Origin of the sequence: Streptomyces niveus (genome assembly GCF_001723055.1) — a bacterium.
GTDB lineage: Bacteria > Actinomycetota > Actinomycetes > Streptomycetales > Streptomycetaceae > Streptomyces > Streptomyces niveus.
The window spans coordinates 1-24,371 of sequence record NZ_MDCR01000044.1 but is presented as its reverse complement, the minus strand read 5'-3'; the positions used below and the strand labels follow the sequence as shown (position 1 = coordinate 24,371).

Genomic DNA, 24,371 nt, shown 5'->3' with positions numbered 1-24,371 from the left:
CGCCCAGCCTCCCCCGCCTCCGGCGAACCACCCGTCGCCGGCCCCACGATCAGCTCGTCCCCCGCGCGGTCCACCCGCACCGTGTCACCGTCCACGACCTCACCCGCGAGGATCTCCTTCGCCAACCGGTCGCCGATCGCCGTCTGGATCAGCCGCCGCAGCGGCCTCGCGCCGTACGCCGGGTCGTTGCCCTTGTCCGCGAGCCACGCCAGCGCCTCCGGCGTGATGTCGAGGGTGAGCCGGCGGTCCGCCAGACGCTTCGCGAGAAGCGCGATCTGGAGGTCGGCGATGCGGGCCAGCTCCTCCTTGGAGAGGGCCGAGAAGACCACGAGGTCGTCCAGCCGGTTCAGGAACTCCGGCTTGAACGCGGTCCGTACGGCCTCCAGGACCCGCTGCTTCTTCGTCTCCACCGACGGGACCGGGTCGACCAGGTACTGACTGCCGAGGTTCGAGGTCAGGATCAGGATGGTGTTGCGGAAGTCCACCGTCCGCCCCTGCCCGTCCGTGAGGCGGCCGTCGTCCAGCACCTGGAGCAGGATGTCGAAGACCTCCGGGTGCGCCTTCTCGACCTCGTCCAGCAGGACCACGCTGTACGGTCTGCGGCGCACGGCCTCGGTGAGCTGGCCGCCCTCCTCGTAGCCGACGTAGCCGGGGGGCGCCCCGACGAGGCGGGCGACGGAGTGCTTCTCGCCGTACTCGCTCATGTCGATACGGACCATGGCCCGCTCGTCGTCGAAGAGGAAGTCGGCCAGCGCCTTGGCCAGTTCGGTCTTGCCGACACCGGTCGGTCCGAGGAAGAGGAACGAGCCGGTGGGCCGGTCCGGGTCGGCGATGCCCGCGCGGGTGCGGCGTACCGCGTCCGAGACCGCCTGGACGGCCTCCTGCTGCCCGATCAGCCGGCGGCCCAGCTCGGCCTCCATACGGAGGAGCTTGCTGGTCTCGCCCTCCAGCAGCCGCCCGGCCGGGATCCCCGTCCACGAGCCGACGACGTCGGCGATGTCGTCCTCGCCGACCTCGTCCTTGACCATGGTGTCCTTGGCGGCCTCCTGCTCCGCCTCGTCCGCCTCCGCCAACTCCTGCTCCACGGCCGGGATCTCGCCGTACAGCAGCTTGGACGCCGTGTCGAGGTCCTGGTCGCGCCGCGCGCGCTCCGCCTGCCCGCGCAGCTCGTCCAGCTTCTCCTTCAGCTCACCGACGCGGTTGAGGCCCTGCTTCTCCTTCTGCCAGCGCGCGTCCAGCCCGCGCAGCTCCTCCTCGCGGTCGGCGAGGTCGCGGCGCAGCTTCTCCAGACGCTGCTTGGACGCGGGGTCCGACTCGTTCTTCAGCGCCATCTCCTCCATACGGAGGCGGTCGACCGTCCGCTGGAGTTCGTCGATCTCGACGGGCGAGGAGTCGATCTCCATACGGAGGCGGGACGCGGCCTCGTCCACGAGGTCGATGGCCTTGTCGGGCAGGAAGCGCGAGGTGATGTAGCGGTCGGAGAGCGCGGCGGCGGCCACCAGCGCCGCGTCCGCGATCTGGACCTTGTGGTGGGCCTCGTACCGGCCCTTGAGGCCGCGCAGGATCGCGATCGTGTCCTCGACGTTCGGCTCGGCGACCAGCACCTGCTGGAAGCGCCGTTCCAGCGCGGCGTCCTTCTCGATGCGCTCGCGGTACTCGTCCAGGGTCGTCGCGCCGACCATGCGCAGCTCGCCGCGCGCCAGCATGGGCTTGAGCATGTTGCCCGCGTCCATGGCGGAGTCGCCGCCGGCGCCCGCGCCCACGACGGTGTGCAGCTCGTCGATGAAGGTGATGATCTGCCCGTCGCTGTCCTTGATCTCGGACAGGACGGTCTTCAGCCGCTCCTCGAACTCGCCCCGGTACTTGGCGCCCGCGACCATCGCGCCGAGGTCGAGCGAGACCAGCTTCTTGTTCTTCAGGGACTCCGGCACGTCCCCCTTGACGATGCGCTGCGCGAGTCCTTCCACGACGGCCGTCTTGCCGACGCCGGGCTCACCGATCAGTACGGGGTTGTTCTTCGTACGGCGCGACAGCACCTGCACCACACGGCGGATCTCCTGGTCCCGGCCGATGACCGGGTCCAGCCTGCCCTCGCGCGCGGCGGCCGTGAAGTCGGTGCCGAACTTCTCCAGGGCCTTGTACTGGCCCTCCGGGTCCGGCGTGGTCACCCGGCGTCCTCCCCTTGCCTTCTCGAACGCGGCCTGCAACTTCTTCGCACCGGCCCCCTGCCGGTCCAGCACCTCGCCCGCCTTGCCGCCCTCCGCCGCGATCGCGATGAGCAGGTGCTCGGTGGAGAGGTAGTCGTCGCCCAGCTTCTTCGCCCGCTTGGCGCCGTCGGCGATGACGGCGAGCAGCGCGCGGTCGGGCTGGGGCGGCGCGACGGTGGTGCCCCGGACGCTGGGCAGCGCGGCCAGCAGCCGGTCCGCCCCGGACCGTACCTCGGCCTGGTCGGCGTCCACCGCCACGAGCAGGTCGGTGACGTTCTCGTTGTCCTCGCCCTCGAGCAGGGCGAGGAGCAGGTGCGCGGGGGTCAGGTCGGCGTGGCCCGCCGACACCGCGCGGTCGGTGGCGGCGTTGAGCGCGGCCTTGCTCTTGTTCGTCAGCTCGGCGTCCACGTGCGGTCTCTCCTCCTTGGCGCGGGGCCTGTCCCCGTAAGAACCTGACTCACCTGACGTACGCAAAGTTGAGTCTATTCCACTCAAGCACGACCGCAAGCACGACTCACGCCTGGAGGAGGCACACCGGCGGCCGGGACCAACTCCCGCCACGCCGCACCTTCGAGGCCATTACGCGCCTATTCTTCCGGCATGGCCCAAGACGTACGCGATCCCGACGCCGACTATCTCGCCTTCTGGCGGGAGCGGCATCTGTGCACCCTGACCACCCTCCGGCCGGACGGCACGCCCCACGTGGTGCCGGTGGGTGTGACGTACGAGCCGGAGACCCGGTTGGCACGTGTCATCACCGGCAAGCACTCGACGAAGGTCGCCAACATCCTGGCCGCGGGCCCCGACGGCGCGCGGGTGGCGGTCTGCCAGGTCCACAAACGGCGCTGGGCGACCCTTGAGGGCCTCGCCACGGTGCGCACGGAGGCCGACAGGGTGGCGGACGCGGTAGGCCGTTACGCGGCCCGCTACGAGCGCACGCCGGGGCCGAACCCGGACCGCGTCGTCATCGAGATCGCCGTCGACCGCGCGCTCGGCAGAGGATGATCCGCGGCGCACGGCCGCACGGCCGCCGGCCACGCCGGCCCGCACGCGGGCAGCACAGCGGCGCCATCGCGTTTCAGGTCCACGATGGCGCCGCTGTGTGGGGGAAGTGCCGGAGCGATCTACTACGACGGGGGAATCGCTCAGGCACTGCGGGGGGTGGCGGAAATGGTTTGTGGTTCAACCAGCTGGTGGTCACGCTGGTCGAGATTAACGAAAATCATGTCGTACCGAATCGCGCAGCGCACGGGCTGCGGCGCCCCCCTGGGCTTCCTCAGGCACCGGTACGCGCGGACGTCCTCGTCCTCCTCGCGGACGACGACCACAGGCTCTCCGAACAGGGTGACCATCAGCGAGTCACCACGGTGTGGGATCGCCGTGACGAGATCGATGAAGTGCCATCCGGACCGGTAGGCCGAGGCCATCTCACGCCGAAAGACCCTGTCGTCGGGCGGGACAGTCATGCGCCCAGGTCCACCGGCGCGCTCTCCCACGTGGGCTCACCGGGCGCCGCCTGCACTGAGTGCGCCGGCTCGGATTCCCAAGTGGGTTCACCGTTCACTGCGACAATGCCGAAAGCAGCCGCAGCAACAGCAAGTGCGCAAAGTGTGCGAACCATCCTCTTCATGGACGATCTCCACCCCATTCTGATCACTATCCCTCCCCCCGCGTCTAAGACGATGGCCCACACGGCACGCAACCACCAGCGAGCACGGGCATCATGTTCCTGTAATTCAGGACCCTGAGGGGGTGGCAAATGCAGTCAAATAGGGCTACTTCCGGGCACAGGCACAGGCCAGGCGAACTATGCGAAGCAGGGAAAAACCTCTACGCCGCAGCTCTGCGCTCCGGCCGACTGGCCCGATCTGAGGCGGAATCGGCACCCTGCCTGCTCGACCTGGCGCTGCTGCACCCAGACCCCGACGACGCCCAGTGGCTACGTCCCGTACCACCGGCGATCGCACTCAACCAGCTCACGCATCCCATCGAGCGTGAGATCCAGGAGCGCCGGCAGATCGCGATCTCGCTGGCCGACACCTTCGAGCCGTTCATGACCCTCACGGCCATGGACCCGTCGACGACGCACGCCATCACCGTGCTCGAAGGGCTGAGCCTGATCAACACCACGCTCGACCGCCTCACGGCCGAGTGCACCGAGGAACTGCTGACCGTCCAGCCCGGCAGCGGACGCCGGCCCGACACCCTGGAGAAGGGCCTGGAGCGGGTGGCACCGCTGCTCAGCAACGGCGTGAAGATGCGCACCCTCTACCAGCACACCGCCCGGCATCACCCGTCCACGCTGGCCTTCGTGGAACACGTCACGCCCTACGGCGCCGAGGTGCGGACCCTCGAAGAGATCATCGAACGGCTGATCATCGTCGACCGAAAGGTGGCACTGGTTCCGGCCCGCAGCGACCGCCGGATCGCCCTGGAACTGCGCCACGAGGGTCTGGTCCAGTATCTCGTCGGAGTCTTCGAGCAGTTCTGGCTCCACGGCACCCCTTGGGACGAGCAGTTGTCGTACGCGCCCGAGATCGACGGCATCACCAGCACCCAGCGGTCCATCGCCAAGCTCCTGATCGACGGCCACGTGGACGAGGCGATCGCCCGCCGGCTCGGCATGAACGTCCGCACCTGCCGGGCGCACATCGCCAAACTCAACACCACGCTCGGCAGTGGCAGCCGTGCCCAACTCGGCTATCTCATCGCGCAGTCGGGAATCCTGGACCACGGCCACTGACACGGACTTCCCTTCCCTCCGTACGCCGTTCACACAGGGAAGGGAAGCCGTGACCGCAACAAGGGGAGAGCGGCCACGGCCGGGATGTGATCAGGGAGCTGGCTACTCCCAACCACCAATGACGATCCCCGACTAGCTAGAGTCCCACCACCGCCATCTTCCTGCATTGCAGAAAAAGGGGGGTACCCAAGTGGCAGGAACCTGGGCAAAGTTGACGCATCCGCATGGCGATCGGGAGCTGTGCGACGAAGCCTTACGGCTCTACAGCGAAGCCCTGCGCGACGGCAGGATCAGCCGCGACGCGTTGACGGCCGCCCCGTGCCTGATGGGCATGGCGCTGCTCCATCCGGACCCCATGGACGCCTCCGTGCTGCGGCCCGTACCTCCGTCGGCCGCGCTGGCGCATCTGCTGCTGCCCATCACCCGTGAGATCCACGAACGCGTACGGCTGACCACCGCCCTTGCCGACTCCCTGGCCCCGCTGACGGCCGTGCCGAGCGGAGACCCCAACCTCTCCATAACCGTCCTCGAAGGAATGCCGCTCATCGTCTCCGTACTGAGCGAGTCGTCGGCAGCCGCCACGTCGGAGATCCTGACGGCCCAGCCCGGCGGCAACCGGACGAAGACATCCATGGAACAAGGGCTCAGGAACTCCCTCGCGGCCATCGAACGGGGCGCCCGGCTGCGCCACATCTACCAGCACCCGGCCCGCTACAACCCGCACCTCAAGGACTACATGACGCGGGTGCCGGCCGGCTGGCTGGAGGTGCGCACGGTCGAGCAGACCGTCGAGCGGCTGATCATCTTCGACCGCGAGATGGCCCTCATCCCCGCCGACGCCGAACGCACGACCGCCCTGGAGATCCGGCACCCGGCCCTGGTGACGTACCTCGTCCAGGTCTACGAGGTGCTGTGGGCAGGCGGCACCCCGCTCGCGGAGCACCTCCCCGCGACGTCCCCCCGCACCCAGGTCACCCCGGTCCAGCAGAGCATCGCGCGCCTCCTGGTGGAGGGCACCTCCGACGAGGCGGTGGCCCGCAGAATGGGCATCAGCGTCCGCACCTGCCGCGCCCACATAGCCAAACTGATGCACGCCCTCAACGCCTCCAGCCGCACCCACCTCGGCGCCCTGCTGGTCCAGTCGGGCCTGGTCACCCAGGAGCCGGCCCGAGGACCCCGCCCCGGCACGGACGAGGGCCCGTCGCCGGCCCGGATCGCTCCGGACGGCAACGGGCCCTCAGGTCCCCAGTGACAGGCGCCTGTCCTGGTTAGTCCGACGACAGCTTCGGCTTCGGCCGCCACACCACCAGCGCGCTCGTCTGCTGGACGTCCTGGTACGGCACCAGGTCGCGCCGGTACGAGGCGTGGACCTGGGCCTCGCGCTGGCGCATCGCCGCCGCCGCGCCGTCCACCGCCGCGCCCAGTTCGGCCACGCGTGACTGGAGCGCCGCGACCTGGTTCTCCAGCTCGATGATGCGCTTGATGCCCGCCAGGTTGATGCCCTCGTCCTGCGACAACTGCTGCACCTGGCGGAGCAGTTCGATGTCGCGCGCCGAGTAACGCCTGCCGCGGCCCGCCGTACGGTCCGGCGAGACCAGGCCCAGCCGGTCGTACTGACGCAGGGTCTGCGGATGCAGCCCCGACAGCTGGGCGGCCACCGAGATGACGTACACCGGCGACTCCTCGGTCAGCTCGAACGCCCGGTTGAACGATGAGTGCGGTCGCCGCCGCCCGACCCCGTCCATTGGAGTCACGCTCCCTTCGCAGCCTGGAACAGCTCGTCACGCGGGTTCTCCCCCGCGGTCGCCTTCCGGTAACTCTCCAGCGCGTCACGGGCCTCGGCGCCGAGATCCTTGGGGACGACCACCTCGACGGTGACCAGGAGGTCGCCACGGCTGCCGTCCTTACGGACGGCGCCCTTGCCACGGGCGCGCATCGTACGGCCGTTGGGCGTGCCCGCGGGCAGTTTCAGGGTGACGGAAGGACCGCCCAGCGTCGGGACCCTGACCTCGCCGCCGAGCGCCGCCTCCACGAAGGTGACCGGCACGGTGACGGTGAGGTTGTCGTCCTTGCGGCCGAAGACCGGGTGCGCGCCGACGTGGACCACCACGTACAGATCGCCGCCGGGACCGCCGCGCTCACCGGGAGCGCCCTTGCCGCGCAGCCGGATCCGCTGGCCGTCGCTGACGCCCGCCGGGATACGGACCTGCATGGTCCGCGAGGACCTGGCACGGCCGCTGCCCTTGCAGACGTCGCAGGGGTCCTGGGCGATGAGCCCGCGGCCCTTGCAGTCCACGCACGGGTCGGTCAGCGAGAAGCCGCCGCCCGTGCCGCGCGACACCTGTCCGGTGCCGACGCAGGTCGGGCAGACCCGCGGCGAGCCGTTCTTGTCACCGGTGCCCGAACACGCCTTGCAGGGCGCCTGGCTGGACATCCGCAGCGGGACCGTGGCCCCGTCGACCGCCTCGGTGAAGCTGAGCGTCACCTCGGACTCGATGTCCTGGCCGCGGCGCGGCTGCGTACGCGTCCCCGTACCGGGACCGCCTCTGTTGAAGAGGCCGCCGAACACGTCCCCGAGCCCGCCGCCGAAGCCGCCGGCGCCGCCCTGGCCGCCCTGCGCCCCTCCGCCGCCCTGGGGGCCGCCTCCGAAGAGGTCGCCCAGGTCGAAGTTGAAGGACCCGCCGCCACCGCCGGCGCCGGGACCGGCCCGGAAGCCGCCGCCGTTGCCGAAGAGCGAGCGCGCCTCGTCGTACTCCTTGCGCCGCTTGGGGTCGCCGAGCACGTCGTTGGCCTCGGAGATCTCCTTGAAGCGCTCCTCGGCCTTGGCGTCACCCTTGTTGGCGTCCGGGTGGAACTCGCGGGCGAGCTTCCGGTACGCCTTCTTGATCTCGGCCTCGGTGGCGTCCTTGGGGACGCCGAGAACCTTGTAGTAGTCCTTCTCCACGAAGTCCTTGGTACTCATTCCCGACGTCCCTCCTCACTGCCCGTCATGCGTACTGCCCGTCCGTGCCGCCGGACCGCCCGTCGGCACGTCAGCCCTCGTCCGGGCCACCGTTCTCCTCGTCCGTGTCCGGCTCGTCGGCGCTCGATGCCTTCTCCCCGGGCGTGGCCCCCGGCTGGGGCTCCGCCACGGCGACGCGCGCGGGCCTGATGGTCCGCTCGCCGAACCGGTACCCAGGCTGGAGGATCGCGACGCACGTGTCCTCGGTGACATCCGGCGCGTAGCTGTGCATCAGGGCCTCGTGGATCGTCGGGTCGAAGGGCTCGCCCTCCTTGCCGAACTGCTGGAGGCCCATCTTCGCGGCCACCGTCTCCAACGATTCCGCCACCGACTTGAACCCGCCCACCAGCTCGGCGTGTTCCCGGGCGCGCCCGATGTCGTCGAGCACGGGCAGCAGCTCGGTCAGGAGGTTCGCGACGGCGATCTCCTTGACCGTGACGCGGTCCCGTTCCACCCGGCGGCGGTAGTTCTGATACTCGGCCTGAAGCCGCTGGAGGTCTGCCGTGCGCTCACTGAGCGCCGTACGGACCTGGTCCAGCTGTGCGATCAGCGCGGTCTGTGTGTCGTTCTGCTGTACGTCCCCGGCCGGGGCCGCCGGGCCCGACTCCTTGGCGGAGTCCGGCTCGGCGCCCTTCGACGCGGCGTCTTCGGGGGTGGCGCCGGAAGGGACGTCGGGCTCCTCTTCGAAGCCCGGAGTCTCCTCCGTCACGCGGCACCGTCCTTCTTGGGCTTCTCGTCGTCGACGATCTCGGCGTCCACGACATCGTCCGCGGCGTCGGCGCCGCCGGCGGGACCGGCCTGCTCCGTGCCGGGCGCGTCGGTGCCACCCTCGGCCTGCGCGTTGGCGTACATGGCCTGGCCGAGCTTCTGCGAGACGGCGGCGACCTTCTCGGTGGCCGTACGGATCTCGGCCGTGTCCTCACCCTTGAGCTTCTCCTTCAGCTCGCCGATGGAGGTCTCGACCTCTTCCTTCACGTCGCCCGGGACCTTGTCCTCGTTGTCCTTGAGGAACTTCTCGGTCTGGTAGACGAGCTGTTCGGCCTGGTTGCGGGTCTCGGCGGCCTCGCGACGGCGGTGGTCCTCGTCCGCGTACTGCTCGGCCTCTTCACGCATCCGGTTGACCTCGTCCTTCGGCAGCGAGGAGCCACCGGTGACGGTCATCTTCTGCTCCTTGCCGGTGCCGAGGTCCTTCGCGGCCACGTGCATGATGCCGTTGGCGTCGATGTCGAAGGCGACCTCGATCTGCGGCACACCGCGCGGGGCGGGCGGCAGACCGGTCAGCTCGAACATTCCGAGCTTCTTGTTGTACGCCGCGATCTCGCGCTCGCCCTGGTAGACCTGGATCTGCACCGACGGCTGGTTGTCCTCGGCCGTGGTGAAGATCTCGGAGCGCTTCGTCGGGATCGTGGTGTTGCGCTCGATGAGCTTGGTCATGATGCCGCCCTTGGTCTCGATACCAAGAGACAGCGGGGTGACGTCGAGCAGCAGGACGTCCTTGACCTCGCCCTTGAGGACACCGGCCTGGAGCGCGGCACCGATGGCCACGACCTCGTCCGGGTTGACGCCCTTGTTGGCGTCCCGGCCGCCGGTGAGCTCCTTGACGATCTCGGCGACGGCGGGCATACGCGTGGAGCCGCCGACCAGGACCACGTGGTCGATCTCGGACAGCGCGATACCGGCGTCCTTGATGACGTTGTGGAACGGGGTCTTGCAGCGCTCCAGCAGGTCGGCCGTCAGCTGCTGGAACTGGGAGCGCGTGAGCTTCTCGTCCAGGTGCAGCGGGCCCTCTGCGGACGCCGTGATGTACGGCAGGTTGATCGTGGTCTCGGTGGAGGACGACAGCTCGATCTTCGCCTTCTCCGCGGCCTCGCGGAGACGCTGGAGAGCCATCTTGTCCTTGGCCAGGTCCACGCCGTGACCGTTGGCGAACTGCTTCACCAGGTAGTCGACGACACGCTGGTCCCAGTCGTCACCGCCGAGGTGGTTGTCACCGTTGGTGGCCTTCACCTCGACGACGCCGTCACCGATCTCCAGGAGCGACACGTCGAAGGTGCCGCCACCGAGGTCGAAGACGAGGATCGTCTGGTCGTCCTTGTCGAGCCCGTACGCCAGCGCGGCGGCGGTCGGCTCGTTGACGATACGCAGGACGTTGAGGCCCGCGATCTCGCCGGCCTCCTTCGTGGCCTGACGCTCGGAGTCGTTGAAGTACGCCGGGACGGTGATGACCGCGTCCACGACCTTCTCACCCAGGTACGACTCGGCGTCGCGCTTCAGCTTCTGAAGCACGAACGCGGACATCTGCTGTGGGTTGAAGTCCTTGCCGTCGAGGTTGATCTTCCAGTCGGTGCCCATGTGGCGCTTGACCGACCGGATGGTCCTGTCGACGTTCGTTACTGCCTGGCGCTTGGCGACCTCTCCGACGAGCACCTCGCCGTTCTTGGCGAAGGCGACGACGGACGGCGTGGTCCTGGCGCCTTCGGCGTTGGTGATGACGGTGGGCTCGCCGCCTTCGAGAACGCTGACGACGGAGTTAGTCGTGCCCAGGTCGATGCCGACCGCACGTGCCATTTCGATTCCTCCAGCTGACTTGAGTGGAACAGGCTCAAGGATGCACGACTGATCCTCAGGCGTCAACAGAGCTGAGTCGAGCAGACTCAACTATCGTGCGGCCCGCTTTCCGGGCCAGGGCCGGAGGGGGCGCGATTCCCGCAGGTCCGCGCGCCTTCGGAACTTCACCCGCCCGCTGAGTGACGATCGTGCGGCATGCGGGTCATAAAAGACGTGATGCCGCACACAGTCACACACAACGGTCGGGGGTATCCCATGGTTCCGCACCCTGGTCGCAGCCCGGCGGACCCCGCTCCGGACCCGGCGCGGGTACGAGGCGTGGAACGGTCGCTCGACCGCGCGCTCGACTTCGCCCTCGACCATCTCCTGGACCCCAAGCGGCTGCTCGACCTGACACTCGGCGCCCTCCTGCTGACGCTCACCGCGCCACTGCTGGCCGCCGCCGCCCTCGCCCTCACCCTGTCCCCACGCCACGTCGGCGGCGCCTTCACCCGCGAGCCCCGCGTCGGCCTGGACGGCCGTGTCTTCACCGCCCGCTCGCTGGCCACCCGCCGGCACCGGCTCGACCTGCTGTCGCGGCTGCCCCATGTCGTACGGGGCGAGATGTCCCTCGTCGGCCCCGCGCCGCTGCCGCCCGGCGACCCCAGGGCGGCGGCGCCCTGGCGGCAGCACGTACGGCCGGGCCTCACCGGCCTCGCCCAGGTGCGCCGCCGCTCCCCGTGGCCGTGGGACGAGCCCGTACTGCTGGACCAGCACTACGTGGAGCACCACTGGATCGGCCTCGACCTGGTGATCCTCGCCCGTACACCGGCCGCCGCCACCGCCCCGTACGGCGCGGGGCCCGCCGCGGCCCGGATCCCCGCTCAGGGTCACCTCAGCGACACAGATCACCGGCCGCGCGGCTACAGTGCGGCGGGATAACTGGGTACCCTCAGCACAAACCGATTAAGTTACCGCTTAGTAGCACCGCCGCAGTACTTACTGCCGTACCTACGCCGTACTTACCGCCGTGGCGCTGTTCTTCCCACCCTCGCAGGCCCGAGGAGCCCCCAATGCAACTCGCCGCGATCATCGTGTCGCTGGTGCTGACCGTGGTCGGCGTCGCGCTCATCGCCCGAGCCGTCGCCGAGATCTACCGGTTCGTGAAGCTCGGCGCGCCCGTCCCGGCCGGCAGCCGCACCGACGACCCCAGAGCGCGCACGCTCACCCTGGCCAAGGAGTTCCTCGGCCATACGCGGATGAACCGCTGGGGCGTCGTCGGCTTCGCCCACTGGTTCGTCGCCATCGGCTTCCTGACCCTTGGGCTCACGATCGTCAACGCGTACGGCCAGCTGTTCCAGGCCGACTGGATCATCCCCGGGATCGGCACCTTCCTGCCGTACGAGATCTACATCGAGTTCATCGCGCTCGCGACGACCGTCGGCATCCTCGTACTGATCGCGATCCGCCTGCTGAACCTGCCCTCGCGGGCCGGCCGCAAGTCCCGCTTCGCGGGCTCCACGGCCTGGCAGGCGTACTTCGTCGAGTACGTGATCCTCACCATCGGCCTCGCGATCCTGATCCTGCGCGGCCTCGAAGGCGCCCTGCACCACGTCGACAGCTACGACCCCGCGTACTGGGTCTCGTATCCGCTGGTCCTGGCCTTCAAGGGACTCAGCCTCGGCACGCTGCAGAACCTGGTCTACCTGACCGCCATGATCAAGCTCGGCGTGACGATGATCTGGGCCATCACCCTCGGCCTCAACACCACCATGGGCGTCGCCTGGCACCGCTTCCTCGCCTTCCCGAACATCTGGTTCAAGCGGAAGTCCGACGGCGGTACGGCGCTCGGCGCGCTCCTGCCCATGACGTCGGGCGGCAAGGAGATCGACTTCGAGGACCCGGGCGACGACGACGTCTTCGGCGTCTCGCAGGTCGAGCAGTTCTCCTGGAAGGGCATCCTCGACTTCTCCACGTGCACGGAGTGCGGTCGCTGCCAGTCGCAGTGCCCCGCCTGGAACACCGGCAAGCCGCTGTCGCCGAAGCTCCTGATCATGTCTCTGCGCGACCACGCGCACGCCAAGGCGCCGTATCTGCTCGCGGGCGGTGGCAAGTCCATGGAGGGCGAGGAGAAGGCGACCGCGGAGCAACTGGCCGGTGTGCCGGCAGCCGCCCTCGCGGAGGCCGAGCGCCCGCTGATCGGGACCCTCGAAGAGAACGGCGTCATCGACCCCGACGTCCTGTGGTCCTGCACCACGTGCGGCGCCTGCGTCGAGCAGTGCCCCGTCGACATCGAGCACATCGACCACATCCTCGACATGCGCCGCTATCAGGTGATGATCGAGAGCTCGTTCCCGTCCGAGGCCGGGACGATGCTCAAGAACCTGGAGAAGAAGGGCAACCCCTGGGGCCTCCAGAAGAAGCAGCGCCTGGAGTGGACGAAGGAGGTCGACTTCGAGGTGCCGGTCGTCGGCCGGGACGTCGAAGACCTCTCCGAGGTCGACTACCTGTACTGGGTCGGCTGCGCGGGCGCGCTCGAAGACCGCGCCAAGAAGACCACGAAGGCGTTCGCCGAACTCCTCCACATCGCGGGTGTGAAGTTCGCGATCATGGGTGGCGACGAGAAGTGCACGGGCGACTCGGCCCGCCGCCTGGGCAACGAGCCGCTGTTCCAGCAGCTCGGCCAGGAGAACGTGGCGATGCTGAACATGGCGTACGGCGAAGATGACGACGACCCGGAGACGAAAAAGCCGAAGTCCTCGAAGAAGATCGTCGCGACCTGCCCGCACTGCTTCAACACGATCGCCAACGAATACCCGCAGCTCGGCGGCGAGTACGAGGTCATCCACCACACCCAGCTGCTCCAGCACCTCATCGACGAGGAGAAGCTGATCCCGGTGACCCCGGTCGAGGGTCTGATCACCTACCACGACCCCTGCTACCTGGGCCGGCACAACAAGGTCTACACCCCGCCGCGCGAGATCATCGCGAAGGTGCCCGGCCTCCGTAACGAGGAGATGCACCGCCACAAGGAGCGCGGCTTCTGCTGCGGCGCGGGCGGCGCGCGGATGTGGATGGAGGAGCGGATCGGCAAGCGCATCAACAACGAGCGCGTGGACGAGGCGCTGTCCCTCAACCCGGACATCGTGTCGACGGCGTGCCCGTTCTGCCTCGTGATGCTGACCGACTCGGTCAACGGCAAGAAAAACGACGGCAAGGCGAAGGAATCGCTCCAGGTCGTGGACGTGGCGCAACTGCTGCTCGACTCGGTGCGGACACCGTCGGACCCGGAGGACACCACGGAGCCGGCGGCCGAACCGGAGCCGGAGCCCGCGGCGTAACGTCGCGGCACCCTCCTTGAGAAGAGCGCGGCCCGGCCGGCCGATCGGTGATCGCGACCAGTCCGTACTCTTACCGCTTCCTTACCGCGATGCGCGAACTGGAGCATCATGTGGCAGCGAATGTCACGCGACGAGACGGAAGGTGGGGCCGTGCGCATACGTCCCGGCGACACCCGCGTGCCGACAGCGGCGCTGACCGGCGCCGCCCTCTGTACGGCACTGGCCCTGCTTCTGACGGGCTGCAGCGGCTCCGACGGAGAGAACGCCGGCGGCGCCAAGGCCAAGAACGGCGACACCGCGCCCCTCGCCGGCCGCGCCTCCGTACCGAAGCGCCCCGTCCCACGCGGCGACGGCAGCGAGGTCCCGGCCGACTTCAACGGCGACGGCCACCGCGACCTCGTACTGAACGACCTGGTCAAGGCCCCCGACGCGATCCAGGGCGACGACGCGGGCATCGGCATCGTGTACGGCTCCGGCTCACCGCGCGGCGTCGACCCCGCCGTACGCCAGACGCTGACCCCCGCCGCCAACGGCGCGGCCACCGACGGTGTCCTGCCCGCCGCCTTCGACGCTGCGGCGAGCTGCGACCTGGACGGGGACGGCTTCTCCGACCTGATCGTGAGCACGGACCCGCCGTACGACGGCGTCGGCCGCCCGCCCGTCCCGCTCCAGCTCCTCTTCGGCGGCCCGGACGGCATCACGGGCAAGGCGGTCGTCCTGAAGATCCCCGCCAAGGCCCGCTACGGCGACGACTGGCCCGACCACCCGGTCTGCGGCGACTTCGACGGCGACGGCAAGCCGGACCTCGCCGTCTCCGCGAGCGCGGGCCAGGTCAGCTATCTGCGCGGCCCGTTCAGCCGCGCGGGCGCCCCCCGCGCGGCCACGGCGCCCGTCCCCGGCGCCGGCCCGGTCCTGTACGCCCCCACGGGCAAGGCGGACACGAACGGCGACGGCTACGACGACCTCGTGTACGCCACCCGCACCCACGACCCCGGCAAGGCCGCGAAGGGCAAGCTGCTGCTGGGCGGCCCGCGCGGGCCCGGCGAGCCGGGCGGCACGTACACCTTCGAGCCGGTCGGGCTCCCGCCCGCGCCGAAGCTGCCGGGCGCGGCCGGCAGGCCCACGACGGACCTCGTGGAGGCGGCGCGGTCGGCGGACTTCATCGTGACGCGCACGCACCTGGGCGAGGAGAAGGACCTGATCGCGCTGTACCCGCCGAAGAAGGACACCCCGACCCTGAGCTTCAGCACATCGATCTTCCTCGAATGACTCTCCGCCTCGAATAAGCTCTCCTCACTTCCCCTCCCCCTGCTGGGGCAAGCCCCCCAGGGTCCCCTTAGGGGATGTCACAGGTCGGCCGCAAAGGCCGGCCTGTTCCGGCTCCTCGCGCCCCGTGCCCGCCCGAAGCGGGTACGTTCGGTGACGTGGCTGGATTCAGGATCGGACGCGGCCGGGACAACCGCACACGTCAGCAGGACCCGCAGCAGCAGCCGTACGGACGGCAGGCGGCGCCCCCTCCGCAGTACGGAGGCGGGCAGCCGGCACCCCCGTACGGCAGACAGCCGAGCGCTCCGCAGCAGTGGCCCCAGACGGGCGGCGGACACCCCGGCCCCCAGCAGGGCGGCTACGGCTACCCCGGACCGGGCGGACACGGCGGGCACGGCGAGCCGGAGTACTTCGGCGACCCGTACAACCAGCAGCACGGCGGTGGCGGCGCCTCCGACCCGTACGCCAACAACCCCGGCCACACGCAGCAGTTCAGCGTGGACGAGCACGGCTACGGCGACGGCTCGACGTACCACGCGGGCGCGGCGCCCGCACCGCCGTCCGGCCCGCGACTGCACTGGAAGCAGCTGCTGAGCGGCATCGTGCTGCGCCCGAACGCGACGTTCTGGCAGATGCGCGACTACCCGGTCTGGGGCCCGGCGCTGGTCGTGACGTTCCTCTACGGCCTGCTCGCGATCTTCGGCTTCGACGGGGCCCGCGAGGAGGCGATCAACGCCACCCTCACGACGGCCATCCCGTACGTCCTGACGACGGCCGTGGCCTTCGTGATCGGCGGCCTGATCCTGGGCGCGGTGACGCACACCCTGGCCCGCCAGCTCGGCGGCGACGGCGCCTGGCAGCCGACGGTCGGCCTCTCGATGCTGATCATGTCGATCACGGACGCCCCGCGCCTGGTCTTCGCGCTCTTCCTGGGCGGCGAGAACTCGCTGGTGCAGATCCTCGGCTGGATCACCTGGGTCGCGGCGGGCGCGCTGTTCACGGTGATGGTGAGCAGGTCGCACGACCTGCCGTGGCCGAAGGCGCTGGGCGCGTCGGCGATCCAGCTGATCGCGCTGCTGTCACTGATCAAGCTGGGCACGATCTGAGCGACGGGGCCGTCGCACAGCGGCGGCCCCTCCCTCGGTCCTCAGGAATCAAGTACCTGACCACTACGCCGCACGACGGGCGGCTCGACGCTCCAGGGAAAGTTGATCCACTCGTCGGTGCGCTTCCAGACGTACTCGCACTTCACCAGCGAGTGCGTCTTCTCGTATATGACGGCGCTGCGGACCTCGGCGACGGCATCGAGACAGAATTCGTGGACGAGTTTGAGGGTGCGCCCCGTGTCGGCGACATCGTCGGCGATGAGGACCTTCTTGTTGGAGAAGTCGACCACGTTGGGCACGGGCGCCAGCATGACCGGCATCGCGAGCGTCGTACCGACCCCGGTGTAGAACTCCACATTCACCAGGTGGATGTTCTTGCAGTCGAGCGCGTAGGCGAGCCCGCCGGCGACGAAGACCCCGCCGCGGGCGATGCTCAGGACGACATCGGGCTCGTACCCGTCGTCGGCGACGGCCTGCGCCAACTCCCGTACGGCGAGCCCGAACCGCTCGTACGTCAGATTCTCCCGCGCCCCTATGTCGTCCACCGCCGTCACACCTGCGTCCGGTGGAAGTTCAGGAACGACCGGGAGGCGGTGGGCCCGCGCTGCCCCTGGTATCGCGACCCGTACCGCTCGGAGCCGTAGGGGAACTCCGCCGGCGAGCTGAGCCGGAACAGACACAGCTGCCCGATCTTCATACCCGGCCAGAGCTTGATGGGCAGCGTCGCGAGATTCGACAGCTCCAGGGTCACGTGCCCGGAGAAGCCGGGGTCGATGAACCCGGCGGTGGAGTGCGTGACAAGCCCGAGGCGCCCGAGGCTGGACTTGCCCTCCAGGCGGGAGGCGATGTCGTCGGGCAGCGAGATGACCTCGTACGACGAGGCGAGCACGAACTCCCCGGGATGCAGGATGAACGCCTCGTCCCCGGCGGGCTCGACCGTCCGCGTCAGGTCGGTCTGCTCGACGGCGGGGTCGATGTGGGGGTAGCGGTGGTTCTCGAACACGCGGAAGAACCGGTCGAGCCGTACGTCGATGCTCGACGGCTGCACCATCGATTCGTCGTAGGGGTCGATACGCACGCGCCCGGAATCGATCTCGGCCCGGATGTCCTTGTCAGAGAGAAGCACGCCCCGAGGATACGCAGAACGCGCGGGCCCACCCCAACTCGGGCAACCCGCGCGCCCCTACCGACCACCCGCGCTACCGCCGCCCGACCTCCGCGGCGACGGCCACGGGCACGGCATGCCGCAACCGAGCACAACGCGGACACCGAATCAACCGACCGGGCCCGAGCCGCCCGGCGTCAAGCTGCTGCATCGGGAACGACGTAGTACTGAACACGTGCCCTTCGGCACAGCGGACGACGGTGCGATCCATCAAGTCCATCAGGTCCCTTCCCCAAAAACGCGGACGAACCCACACATTAGGGGATGACCAGAACACCCAACCAAGCGGCACTCCGACGACGGAGGCTACGCCCCAACTCCCGCGACCGACAGCGGCATCGAGCACCGAGAGTCGACAATGGGGTAGAGTGTCCACGGAAGCGCCGCAGATCATGGCAGCTCCGCGCGGGTGTAGTTTAATGGTAGAACATGAGCTTCCCAAGCTCAGAGCGCGAGTTCGATTCTCGTCACCCGCTCCACGACGAAGGCCCAAGTCAGCGACTTGGGCCTTGCTTGTTGTCTAGACCCTAGGGTCCGGAGAATTTGTCCCAGGATGGTCGTTCCGATCTTCGCGGTCACTTGTTGAACGGCACCGACTCGGATTCCAGGACCGGCCGAGCCGCGACTGGCCGCTGCCGCTCGCCATGCCATGCGGCGACGGCACCCTCGTCGACAGCCTCATCTTCACCCCACGGACTGGCATCTTCATGCAAAGGATGATGGCTGTGAGCAGTACAGCTGACCCCAAGCACGCAGCACAGGCGGAGCGGCCATAGCCGAGGGACGAACCAGCCCGGGAATCGCCGTGAATCGGCGAGTACGGATTCGGCCTTGGGCTCAGCCGCAGCACTGCCACTTCGCTGTGCGGGCCGAACTGCTCAGCCGCTGACGCGGGTGCGTGGCTCAGGGCCGGAGGGAACCGCGGCGCACCCCGTCCAGCCGGGTATTGGTCATCACCGTTCGTTCGGTCTTCGCCGAGATCAGCACGGCGGAGCGAAGGTCCGCGTCCGACAGGTCCGCGTTCGTGAGATCAGCCCCGACGAGGCGGGCGCGACGCAGTGAGGCACCCAGCAGCCTCGCGCCGACGAGGCGGGCGCGGGACAGGACGCAGTCGTCGGCCCGCGCGCCGGTGAGGTCGGCCGAGGTGAAGTCGGCGAGTCCAGCGTTCGTACGCGGCAGGGAGGCGTTCATGAGCCTCGCCTCACTGAGGTCCGCGCCGACCAGAAAGGCGTCGGAGAGATCGCAGTCGCTCAGGCGGCAACCTCGCAGATCGGCGTAGCTGAGGTGGACACCCGTCAGGTCCGTCCCGGCGAGATCCGCCCCGGCCAGGGGAATTCCTGCCAGGTCATGGTCGGTACCCCAGGGTGCCGACCACTCCCGCAGGATGCCGCGCCAGTCACCATGTTGTTCCAGGGCTTCGCGAACCGCGGCGAGAACAGGCAGGTTCTGCGGCCGCGTCCACCGGTCACGCAGCTCGTTCTCGTCGCTGTTCTCGTCCGACGGGGTGGTCATCGCCTGGCGGTTCCGTTCCTACGCGTCCACAGATGCGTTCGGGGCCTGGTCACCGGTTACCGATCTGGTGGAGGAACCCCTTGACTCGATCCAAGTTGCGGACGGTGTCGTCGTGCTTCTTGATGAGAACGTCCAAACCTCGTTCGGTCATGCCGTCCGGAAGCCGTTCCATCTCCTTCCACAGTATCCGACGTACGTTCTCAAGCCCTTGCTTCGCCTGAGTCAGGTCAGCTACATGGTCGAAGGGCGTCCCGTCCGCCTTCCGTGCCACCACTTCGCCCGCTGCCTCGCGTCTGGCCGCGGAGTAGTGGTTGTGGTTCGGGTCGGAGTTGATACGGCCGATGGGATCCGCCTTGATGTTCTCCAGCTTGTTGATCGCGGTCAGCGCCTCGTCGCTGAGACCCAGGTCCCGGTAGGGCGAGAGCCCAAGCGGGTCGGACCAGGTGAACGGATTGTGCACGTACGTGGCCGGGTTCGGTGCAGGGGCCAGGCCGAGGGGGTCTGGAGTGAGGTAGCGGGCGGTCTCGGGGTCGTAGTGGCGGAAGTAGTTGTAGTGCAGGCCGGTTTCGGGGTCGTAGTACTGACCGGGGAAGCGCAGGGGGGTGTACGCGGTGGAGGTGCGGGACCAGGTGGTGGTGCCCCAAAGCGTGGCGCGGGTGTGCCAGGCGATCTCGCCCGATTCGGAGACGAGTTCGGTGGGCGTGCCCACGATGTCGGTGGCGATGGCGAAGAACCGGTCATCTATCGCCTCCTGAGAGGCGTCCGCCCCCAGAACTCGTTCCGTCTGTGCGAGTGGCCGCGAGCCACGGTGGTCCCAGGCCAGAGTGACCGAGCGAGCGGATTCCGGCGCTGTGGTGGTCTGTTCGCACAGCACCGAACCGTCCCAGCCGAACAGCACCTCTTCCACCACGGTCGCACCGTCGTCGGCCAGGCGTCGTTTGGCGGTACGGCGACCCAACGGGTCGTATTTGTAGGTCCACTTGGTGCCGTCCGGGGTGGTGACGGCGGTGAGCCGGTCCTCCACGTCCCATTCGTAGCCCCAGGTGTCCGGCTTGCGGGACAGCCGGGGCTTCTGGCGCAGGGTGATGCGGCCCGCGGCATCGTGTTCGTAGCGGACGCCACCGGCGCTCACGATGGTGGTGCCAGCGTAGTTGCGGGGGCCAATCGCCTCGTGGCCGGGATGAGTGGCCGGCCAGGACGCCGAGGTCTGGTTTCCGGCCTTGTCGTAGACATACGTCTCCGACCAGTTCGAGGCCGTGACCGTGGTGACACGGCCGTCCGCGTCCAAGCCGAAGCGGAAGTCGCCGCGGAGGGTGTCGTGGAGTGCGGTGAGGTGCCCGTCGGCGCGGTAGGTGTAGGAACGACGATTGATGGTGCGCGTGCCGACGGTGAGGTGCTGTCCGCCAAGTTGACCGTTCCCGTCCCAACTGGAGGCGATAGCGAGGTTGTCACCGAAGGTCCGTCGCAACTCGTGGCCCGCTGCGTCATGAGTGAAAGCGACGCGGCGTGTGCCGCTGGCGAGATGCGTGAGCCGGCCTGCCGCGTCGTAGACGTAACTGGTGGCGTGCCCCATGGGAGTGACACGCCGGACGCGGTTTCCCACGGGGTCGTAGGTGTACGTCATGGGGCGGCCGTCCACGAGTTCCGTCTTGAGCCGGCCGCAACGGTCGTACTGGTGGACCAACTCGCTCTCCGGGCCGACAGCATGCAGCATCCGTCCGGCCCGGTCGTAGGCATAGGTAGTGACGGCGCCCGCCGCGTCCTTGCCGATCACCTGGCCCAGCGGGTCGCGCCGATAGGCGATCGTCTCGCCGAGCGGGGTCGTGCGCGCGGCGACCTGGCCGGCCGCGTCCAGGGAGTAACGCACCGTCCGCCCGTCGAAGTCGGTCTCGGAGACCAGGCGGCCGGCCGGGTCGTAGATGTAGGACCAACTCAGCCCCTGAGGGTTGGTGACCTTGGTGAGACGCAGGGCGGCGTCGTGCTCGAATTCGTGCCGCACTCCGTCCGGGCCGGTGCGGGCGGTCAGCAGGTCGAAGTGGGTGTACGCGAAATTCGTCGTCCGCCCGGCCACGTCAGTGTGTCTGGTGCAGTTCCCCTCGCCGTCGTAGGCCCAGGACTCGGTGCCGCCGTCCGGGCGCGTACGTTCGGCCAGTTCGCCGTCTGCGCTCCACCGGAGCGTGGTGACCAGGCCGAGGGGGTTCGTGATCCGTACGAGCCGGCCGAAGGCGTCGCGCTCGCACCGGGTGGTGCCCCCAAGAGGGTCGGTGACGTCCAGCGGCAGACCGGCCCGGTCGCAGCGGAACGTGGTCACGGCGCCGAGTGCGTCGGTGGAGGAGACGAGATGCCCCCGACTGTCGTACGCGTAGCGGGTGGTGTGGCCGGCCGGGTCGGTGACCTCGGTGCGGTTGCCTCGGTCGTCGTATCCCTGTTGCCAGCGGGCCCCGTCCGAGGCGGTGAACTCCAAGGGCAGCCCGTTTCCGTCGCGGACCGTGGCGATTCGGCTGCCGTCGGCACGGACTACCGCGAGGAGCCGGCCCTCCGCGTCGTGTGTGAAGGTGGTGGTGCGGCCGAGGGGGTCGGTGCGGGTGAGCTGATTGCCTCGGATGTCGTAGGTGAGGCGTGTGGTGTAGCCGAGGGGGTCGGTGGTGGCCAGGACGCGGCACTTGTCGTCGATCAGATGGCGCGTCGTGGCGCCGTCGGCGGTGGTCAGGGTGGTGACGCGGTGGCCCGTGGCCTGGTCGGGAAGGCCGTAGGAGAGGGCGAGCTGGACGTGGCCCGCTTGGCCGCCCTCGCCGATCACCCGGTCGCGGTCGTCGTACGCGTAGTCGTAGCGGCTGTTGTTGGAGTCGATCCAGGCGATGACGCGGTCGTGGTCGTCGTACTCGAAGGTGGTGGTGGCGCCGGAGGGCCTGGTGACGGTGGTGAGGTTGCCGTCCGTGTACCCGTAGGTCATGACCGGCAGGACCGAGCCCGGCCCGTCCACCAGGGCCAGTTCGGTGACACGCGTCTCGGCCGTGGTCAGGGTGAGTTGGTGGCCGGCCGAGTGGGCCAGCGCTGCGGGAGTGCCGTCGTCGGCGCGGTCGATGGTGAGGGTGTTGTTGTTGCGGTCGGTGGTCTGGATGAGCCAGGCGTCGCCGTCTTCGCCGGGCTCTGTGCCTGGTGGTGCCGCAAAGTGGTGTGTGAGGCCGGTGTCGGGGTCGGTGAGGGTGTAGTCGCCGTCGTCGTCGCGGGCGAGAAGACCGCGCGCGGTGCCGGTCTCGGGAAGCGTGGGGGTGCCGGGGACGGGGTGGGGATAGGTGATCAGCCGGCCGTCCTCGGTGACGTGGATGACGCCGTTGGGGTCGATCTCCAGGCGTTCGTCGACGGTGGAGGACCAGGAGGGGCCGAAGAAGCGGCCCGCCCGGTAGCCGGATTCGACGCGACGGGTGAAGACCAGGGGCAGTACGCCGGGCAGCACCACATCGGTCTGGGGCAGGAACATGCGGCCGGAGGCGAGGTCGACGGGGTCGGTGCCGTCGGTGATGCGTTCGCCGTCGGGGCGGTTGTGGGTGCCTTCGGGGGCGTCGTCGAGGAGTCGGCGGGCGCGGTTGCCGCCGGTCGCCAGATCGGCCGCCTCCTTGGCCAGCCGGGCCGCCTTGACGCCCGCGCCCGCGCCTCCGGTCGCGGCGGTGAGCGCCAGGTCGGGGACGAGGCGGCCGAAGCCCTCGGCGGGGTCCTTCATGAAGCCGCTGACCATCTGTTTGCCCGCGCCCCAGGGGTCGTTGGCGACCTGGACCAGCCCGGCGGCGGTGTTGTTCAGCGAGAGCGCGTACTCGGCGGGGTGCGTGATGTTGTACGGGTCGGTGGGGTTCACGCTCCGCGCGAAGCTCAGCAGACCGGCGGTGCCCTTGACTATGCCCCCGCCGAAATGAGTCCGCATGAGGTCGAGTTCACTCATGCCGTCGACGACCTGTTCGGCGTACGACGGTTTCGGCGGCGCCGCGTCCCGGGCGGCCCGCACCGTACCGCGCGCGGTCTCGGCGGCCGCGTTGCGCTGGCGCCGCGCCTCGGCCAGCGTCTCCTGCGCCTCCTTCATCCGGGCCTGGCCCGGATCGCTGAACTCGCCGGGCTTCGGCGGCAGGGTCGCCGGGTCGCGCTGGTCGGCGGGTTTCGCGTTGTAAGCGTCGGCGGCCTTGTTGTACGCGTCGACCTTGCCGTTGTGCGCGTCGAGAGCCTCGGCGGACGCCTTCGTACCGGCCTTCCAGGTGTCGATCGCGATCTGCGCCTGGCCCTGAGCCCACTCCACAGTCGCCGCGAACGTATCCAACGCCTTGGCGGCCTTCTCGAACGCGTCGGCGCCCTTGAACCACTTCGGTGGCTCGATCGACACCGTCTCGCGGAACGCGTCAGCCGCCTGCCCCTTGATGGCGGATGAGTCCAGCCCTTTCAGGCCCTCACCGACCTTGCGGAACGATGCCTGCAAGTCCTTCAAATGGGAAGCGGTCCCGCGGATCTTCGACGCGCTGCCGTAGACCAGCTTGGTCTTGTCCTCGGTCTGCCCGAGGTCCATCTCGTCGACCTCGGCGCCCATCCGGTTCGCCAGCGACCGGGACTTCTCACGGACCCAGTCCGCCCCCGACTCCCAGCCGACATCCTCCAGCCGGTCGGCCGTCCAGTCACCGACGTCCTCGGTCCGGTCACCCGCCCACTCCACACCGTCCTCGACGACATCCTCGACCGAATCCGGAGTGAGATCCCTGATGAAGTCCCCGACACCCATGCTCAGTTACCCCCATCGGCCGGCTGCTGAGCCGATCGTTCCTCCGGGGAGGGACCGAACGTCTCGTCCACCGCCCGGTCGAAATCATCGTCGTCCACACCGACCAGATCGTTGAGCGCGCTGACACGCTGACCACCGAGGCCCTCGGTCATCACCGCACGCCCGGTGTCCTTCCACGTCTGTGCCCCTTCCTCCCTGGTGCGCTCGAACGACTCCGCGCTGTAGTCCGGATCCAGGAAGCCGGGCCTGGCCAACTCGCCCCAACTCTGGTCAACGACCTCGTCCTCGGTCGCGTGCGGATTCCCGATCGCGGAGTTGAGAGCGACCTTGAACGTGCCCTGGATGTACTGGTCCTCCTCCCAGAGCAGCCCCGCCGCCAGCCCTAGCTTCGCCGCGATCGTGTTCGCGTCCTGGACCAGCGCCCGCACCCCCCACTCCCAGCGCTCGCAGTAGTCCTCGAAATCCACCGACAGACCGTGATGCCCGGCCTCCATGCCCGTCATCGACAGATCCGAGAACCCCTTGCCCAGCAGCGCCCCCGTCCCGTTGCCGACCTCGCGCAACTCCGAAACCGCAGCCCGCAGCCCCTCGGTGATCCGCTTGACACTGTCGGGACCGACCTTCAGATCCTCCGCGCCCGTACTCATCAGCTCCGACCCCCGTCCGGTTCACCGGCGTCCAGGGCGACCTCATCCGGCACGATCCCCACCACCGGCGGAAACAA

At 69.0% G+C, this 24,371-nt stretch carries 19 protein-coding genes and 1 tRNA gene; 8 read left to right on the top strand and 12 right to left on the bottom strand.

Annotation, left to right across the window (positions count from 1 at the left end):
- The coding region (clpB, locus tag BHU15_RS07195) for an ATP-dependent chaperone ClpB (protein ID WP_069626406.1) at positions 1-2,615 on the bottom strand (2,615 nt) is incomplete at its 3' end.
- A gap of 192 nt (positions 2,616-2,807) precedes the next feature.
- On the opposite strand from clpB, the gene BHU15_RS07190 reads away from it, so the two are divergent.
- A complete protein-coding gene (locus BHU15_RS07190; protein ID WP_069626405.1) occupies positions 2,808-3,212 on the top strand; it encodes a pyridoxamine 5'-phosphate oxidase family protein in 405 nt (134 codons plus the stop codon).
- Positions 3,213-3,352: 140 nt separating this feature from the next.
- Here the strand turns inward: BHU15_RS07190 and BHU15_RS07185 are convergent, their stop codons facing one another.
- Positions 3,353-3,673: a Rieske (2Fe-2S) protein gene (locus BHU15_RS07185; protein ID WP_023539836.1), complete on the bottom strand. Its 321-nt coding sequence runs from the start codon at positions 3,671-3,673 to the stop codon at positions 3,353-3,355.
- A 293-nt stretch (positions 3,674-3,966) separates the two neighbouring features.
- On the opposite strand from BHU15_RS07185, the gene BHU15_RS07180 reads away from it, so the two are divergent.
- A complete protein-coding gene (locus tag BHU15_RS07180; RefSeq protein WP_171908329.1) occupies positions 3,967-4,950 on the top strand; it encodes a helix-turn-helix transcriptional regulator in 984 nt (327 codons plus the stop codon).
- Between the two features lie 211 nt (positions 4,951-5,161).
- On the top strand, positions 5,162-6,202 hold the full coding sequence (locus BHU15_RS07175; protein WP_069626404.1) for a helix-turn-helix transcriptional regulator: 1,041 nt from the start codon (positions 5,162-5,164) through the stop codon (positions 6,200-6,202).
- Positions 6,203-6,218: 16 nt separating this feature from the next.
- On the opposite strand, the gene BHU15_RS07170 is transcribed toward BHU15_RS07175, so the two are convergent.
- The 4 genes from BHU15_RS07170 to dnaK all read right to left on the bottom strand — a co-directional run bounded on the left by BHU15_RS07170 (position 6,219) and on the right by dnaK (position 10,519).
- Positions 6,219-6,695 (bottom strand): heat shock protein transcriptional repressor HspR, encoded by a 477-nt coding sequence (locus BHU15_RS07170; protein ID WP_023539839.1) that lies wholly within the window; start codon positions 6,693-6,695, stop codon positions 6,219-6,221.
- A 5-nt stretch (positions 6,696-6,700) separates the two neighbouring features.
- A complete protein-coding gene (gene dnaJ, locus BHU15_RS07165) occupies positions 6,701-7,912 on the bottom strand; it encodes a molecular chaperone DnaJ (protein ID WP_069626403.1) in 1,212 nt (403 codons plus the stop codon).
- Positions 7,913-7,982: 70 nt separating this feature from the next.
- A complete protein-coding gene (grpE, locus tag BHU15_RS07160) occupies positions 7,983-8,660 on the bottom strand; it encodes a nucleotide exchange factor GrpE (protein WP_069626402.1) in 678 nt (225 codons plus the stop codon).
- Complete coding sequence (gene dnaK / locus BHU15_RS07155) at positions 8,657-10,519, bottom strand: molecular chaperone DnaK (RefSeq protein ID WP_023539842.1); 1,863 nt, start codon at positions 10,517-10,519, stop codon at positions 8,657-8,659. The genes grpE and dnaK overlap by 4 nt, the downstream gene beginning before the upstream one ends.
- 318 nt (positions 10,520-10,837) lie before the next feature.
- On the opposite strand from dnaK, the gene BHU15_RS07150 reads away from it, so the two are divergent.
- The 4 genes from BHU15_RS07150 (at position 10,838) to BHU15_RS07135 (ending at position 16,211) form a co-directional block, all read left to right on the top strand.
- The gene (locus BHU15_RS07150) at positions 10,838-11,440 is read left to right on the top strand and encodes a sugar transferase (RefSeq protein WP_255293046.1); all 603 of its coding nucleotides are present in this window, start codon (positions 10,838-10,840) and stop codon (positions 11,438-11,440) included.
- A gap of 131 nt (positions 11,441-11,571) precedes the next feature.
- A complete protein-coding gene (locus BHU15_RS07145) occupies positions 11,572-13,839 on the top strand; it encodes a (Fe-S)-binding protein (RefSeq protein ID WP_069626400.1) in 2,268 nt (755 codons plus the stop codon).
- Between the two features lie 120 nt (positions 13,840-13,959).
- Entirely contained in the window at positions 13,960-15,108 is a 1,149-nt protein-coding gene (locus tag BHU15_RS07140) for an FG-GAP repeat domain-containing protein (protein WP_107422803.1), read from the top strand.
- Positions 15,109-15,263: 155 nt separating this feature from the next.
- On the top strand, positions 15,264-16,211 hold the full coding sequence (locus tag BHU15_RS07135; RefSeq protein ID WP_069626399.1) for a Yip1 family protein: 948 nt from the start codon (positions 15,264-15,266) through the stop codon (positions 16,209-16,211).
- Positions 16,212-16,252: 41 nt separating this feature from the next.
- On the opposite strand, the gene BHU15_RS07130 is transcribed toward BHU15_RS07135, so the two are convergent.
- The 3 genes from BHU15_RS07130 to BHU15_RS41140 all read right to left on the bottom strand — a co-directional run bounded on the left by BHU15_RS07130 (position 16,253) and on the right by BHU15_RS41140 (position 17,596).
- Positions 16,253-16,747, bottom strand: a complete 495-nt coding sequence (locus tag BHU15_RS07130; protein WP_069626407.1) for a phosphoribosyltransferase — start codon at positions 16,745-16,747, stop codon at positions 16,253-16,255.
- Between the two features lie 14 nt (positions 16,748-16,761).
- Positions 16,762-17,337: a dCTP deaminase gene (gene dcd / locus BHU15_RS07125; RefSeq protein WP_023539848.1), complete on the bottom strand. Its 576-nt coding sequence runs from the start codon at positions 17,335-17,337 to the stop codon at positions 16,762-16,764.
- A 73-nt stretch (positions 17,338-17,410) separates the two neighbouring features.
- A complete protein-coding gene (locus BHU15_RS41140; RefSeq protein ID WP_069626398.1) occupies positions 17,411-17,596 on the bottom strand; it encodes a hypothetical protein in 186 nt (61 codons plus the stop codon).
- Positions 17,597-17,781: 185 nt separating this feature from the next.
- Here BHU15_RS41140 and BHU15_RS07115 point away from each other — a divergent pair.
- Positions 17,782-17,855, top strand: a tRNA-Gly gene (locus BHU15_RS07115).
- 424 nt (positions 17,856-18,279) lie between these two features.
- Here BHU15_RS07115 and BHU15_RS07110 read toward each other — a convergent pair.
- From BHU15_RS07110 to BHU15_RS07100, 3 genes are read right to left on the bottom strand one after another with little or no spacing between them, the layout of a single operon-like run.
- A complete protein-coding gene (locus BHU15_RS07110) occupies positions 18,280-18,888 on the bottom strand; it encodes a pentapeptide repeat-containing protein (protein ID WP_069626397.1) in 609 nt (202 codons plus the stop codon).
- 49 nt (positions 18,889-18,937) lie between these two features.
- Positions 18,938-23,647, bottom strand: a complete 4,710-nt coding sequence (locus BHU15_RS07105) for a putative T7SS-secreted protein (protein WP_069626396.1) — start codon at positions 23,645-23,647, stop codon at positions 18,938-18,940.
- Positions 23,648-23,649: 2 nt separating this feature from the next.
- On the bottom strand, positions 23,650-24,297 hold the full coding sequence (locus BHU15_RS07100) for a hypothetical protein (RefSeq protein ID WP_247748653.1): 648 nt from the start codon (positions 24,295-24,297) through the stop codon (positions 23,650-23,652).
- Positions 24,298-24,371 lie beyond the last annotated feature (74 nt).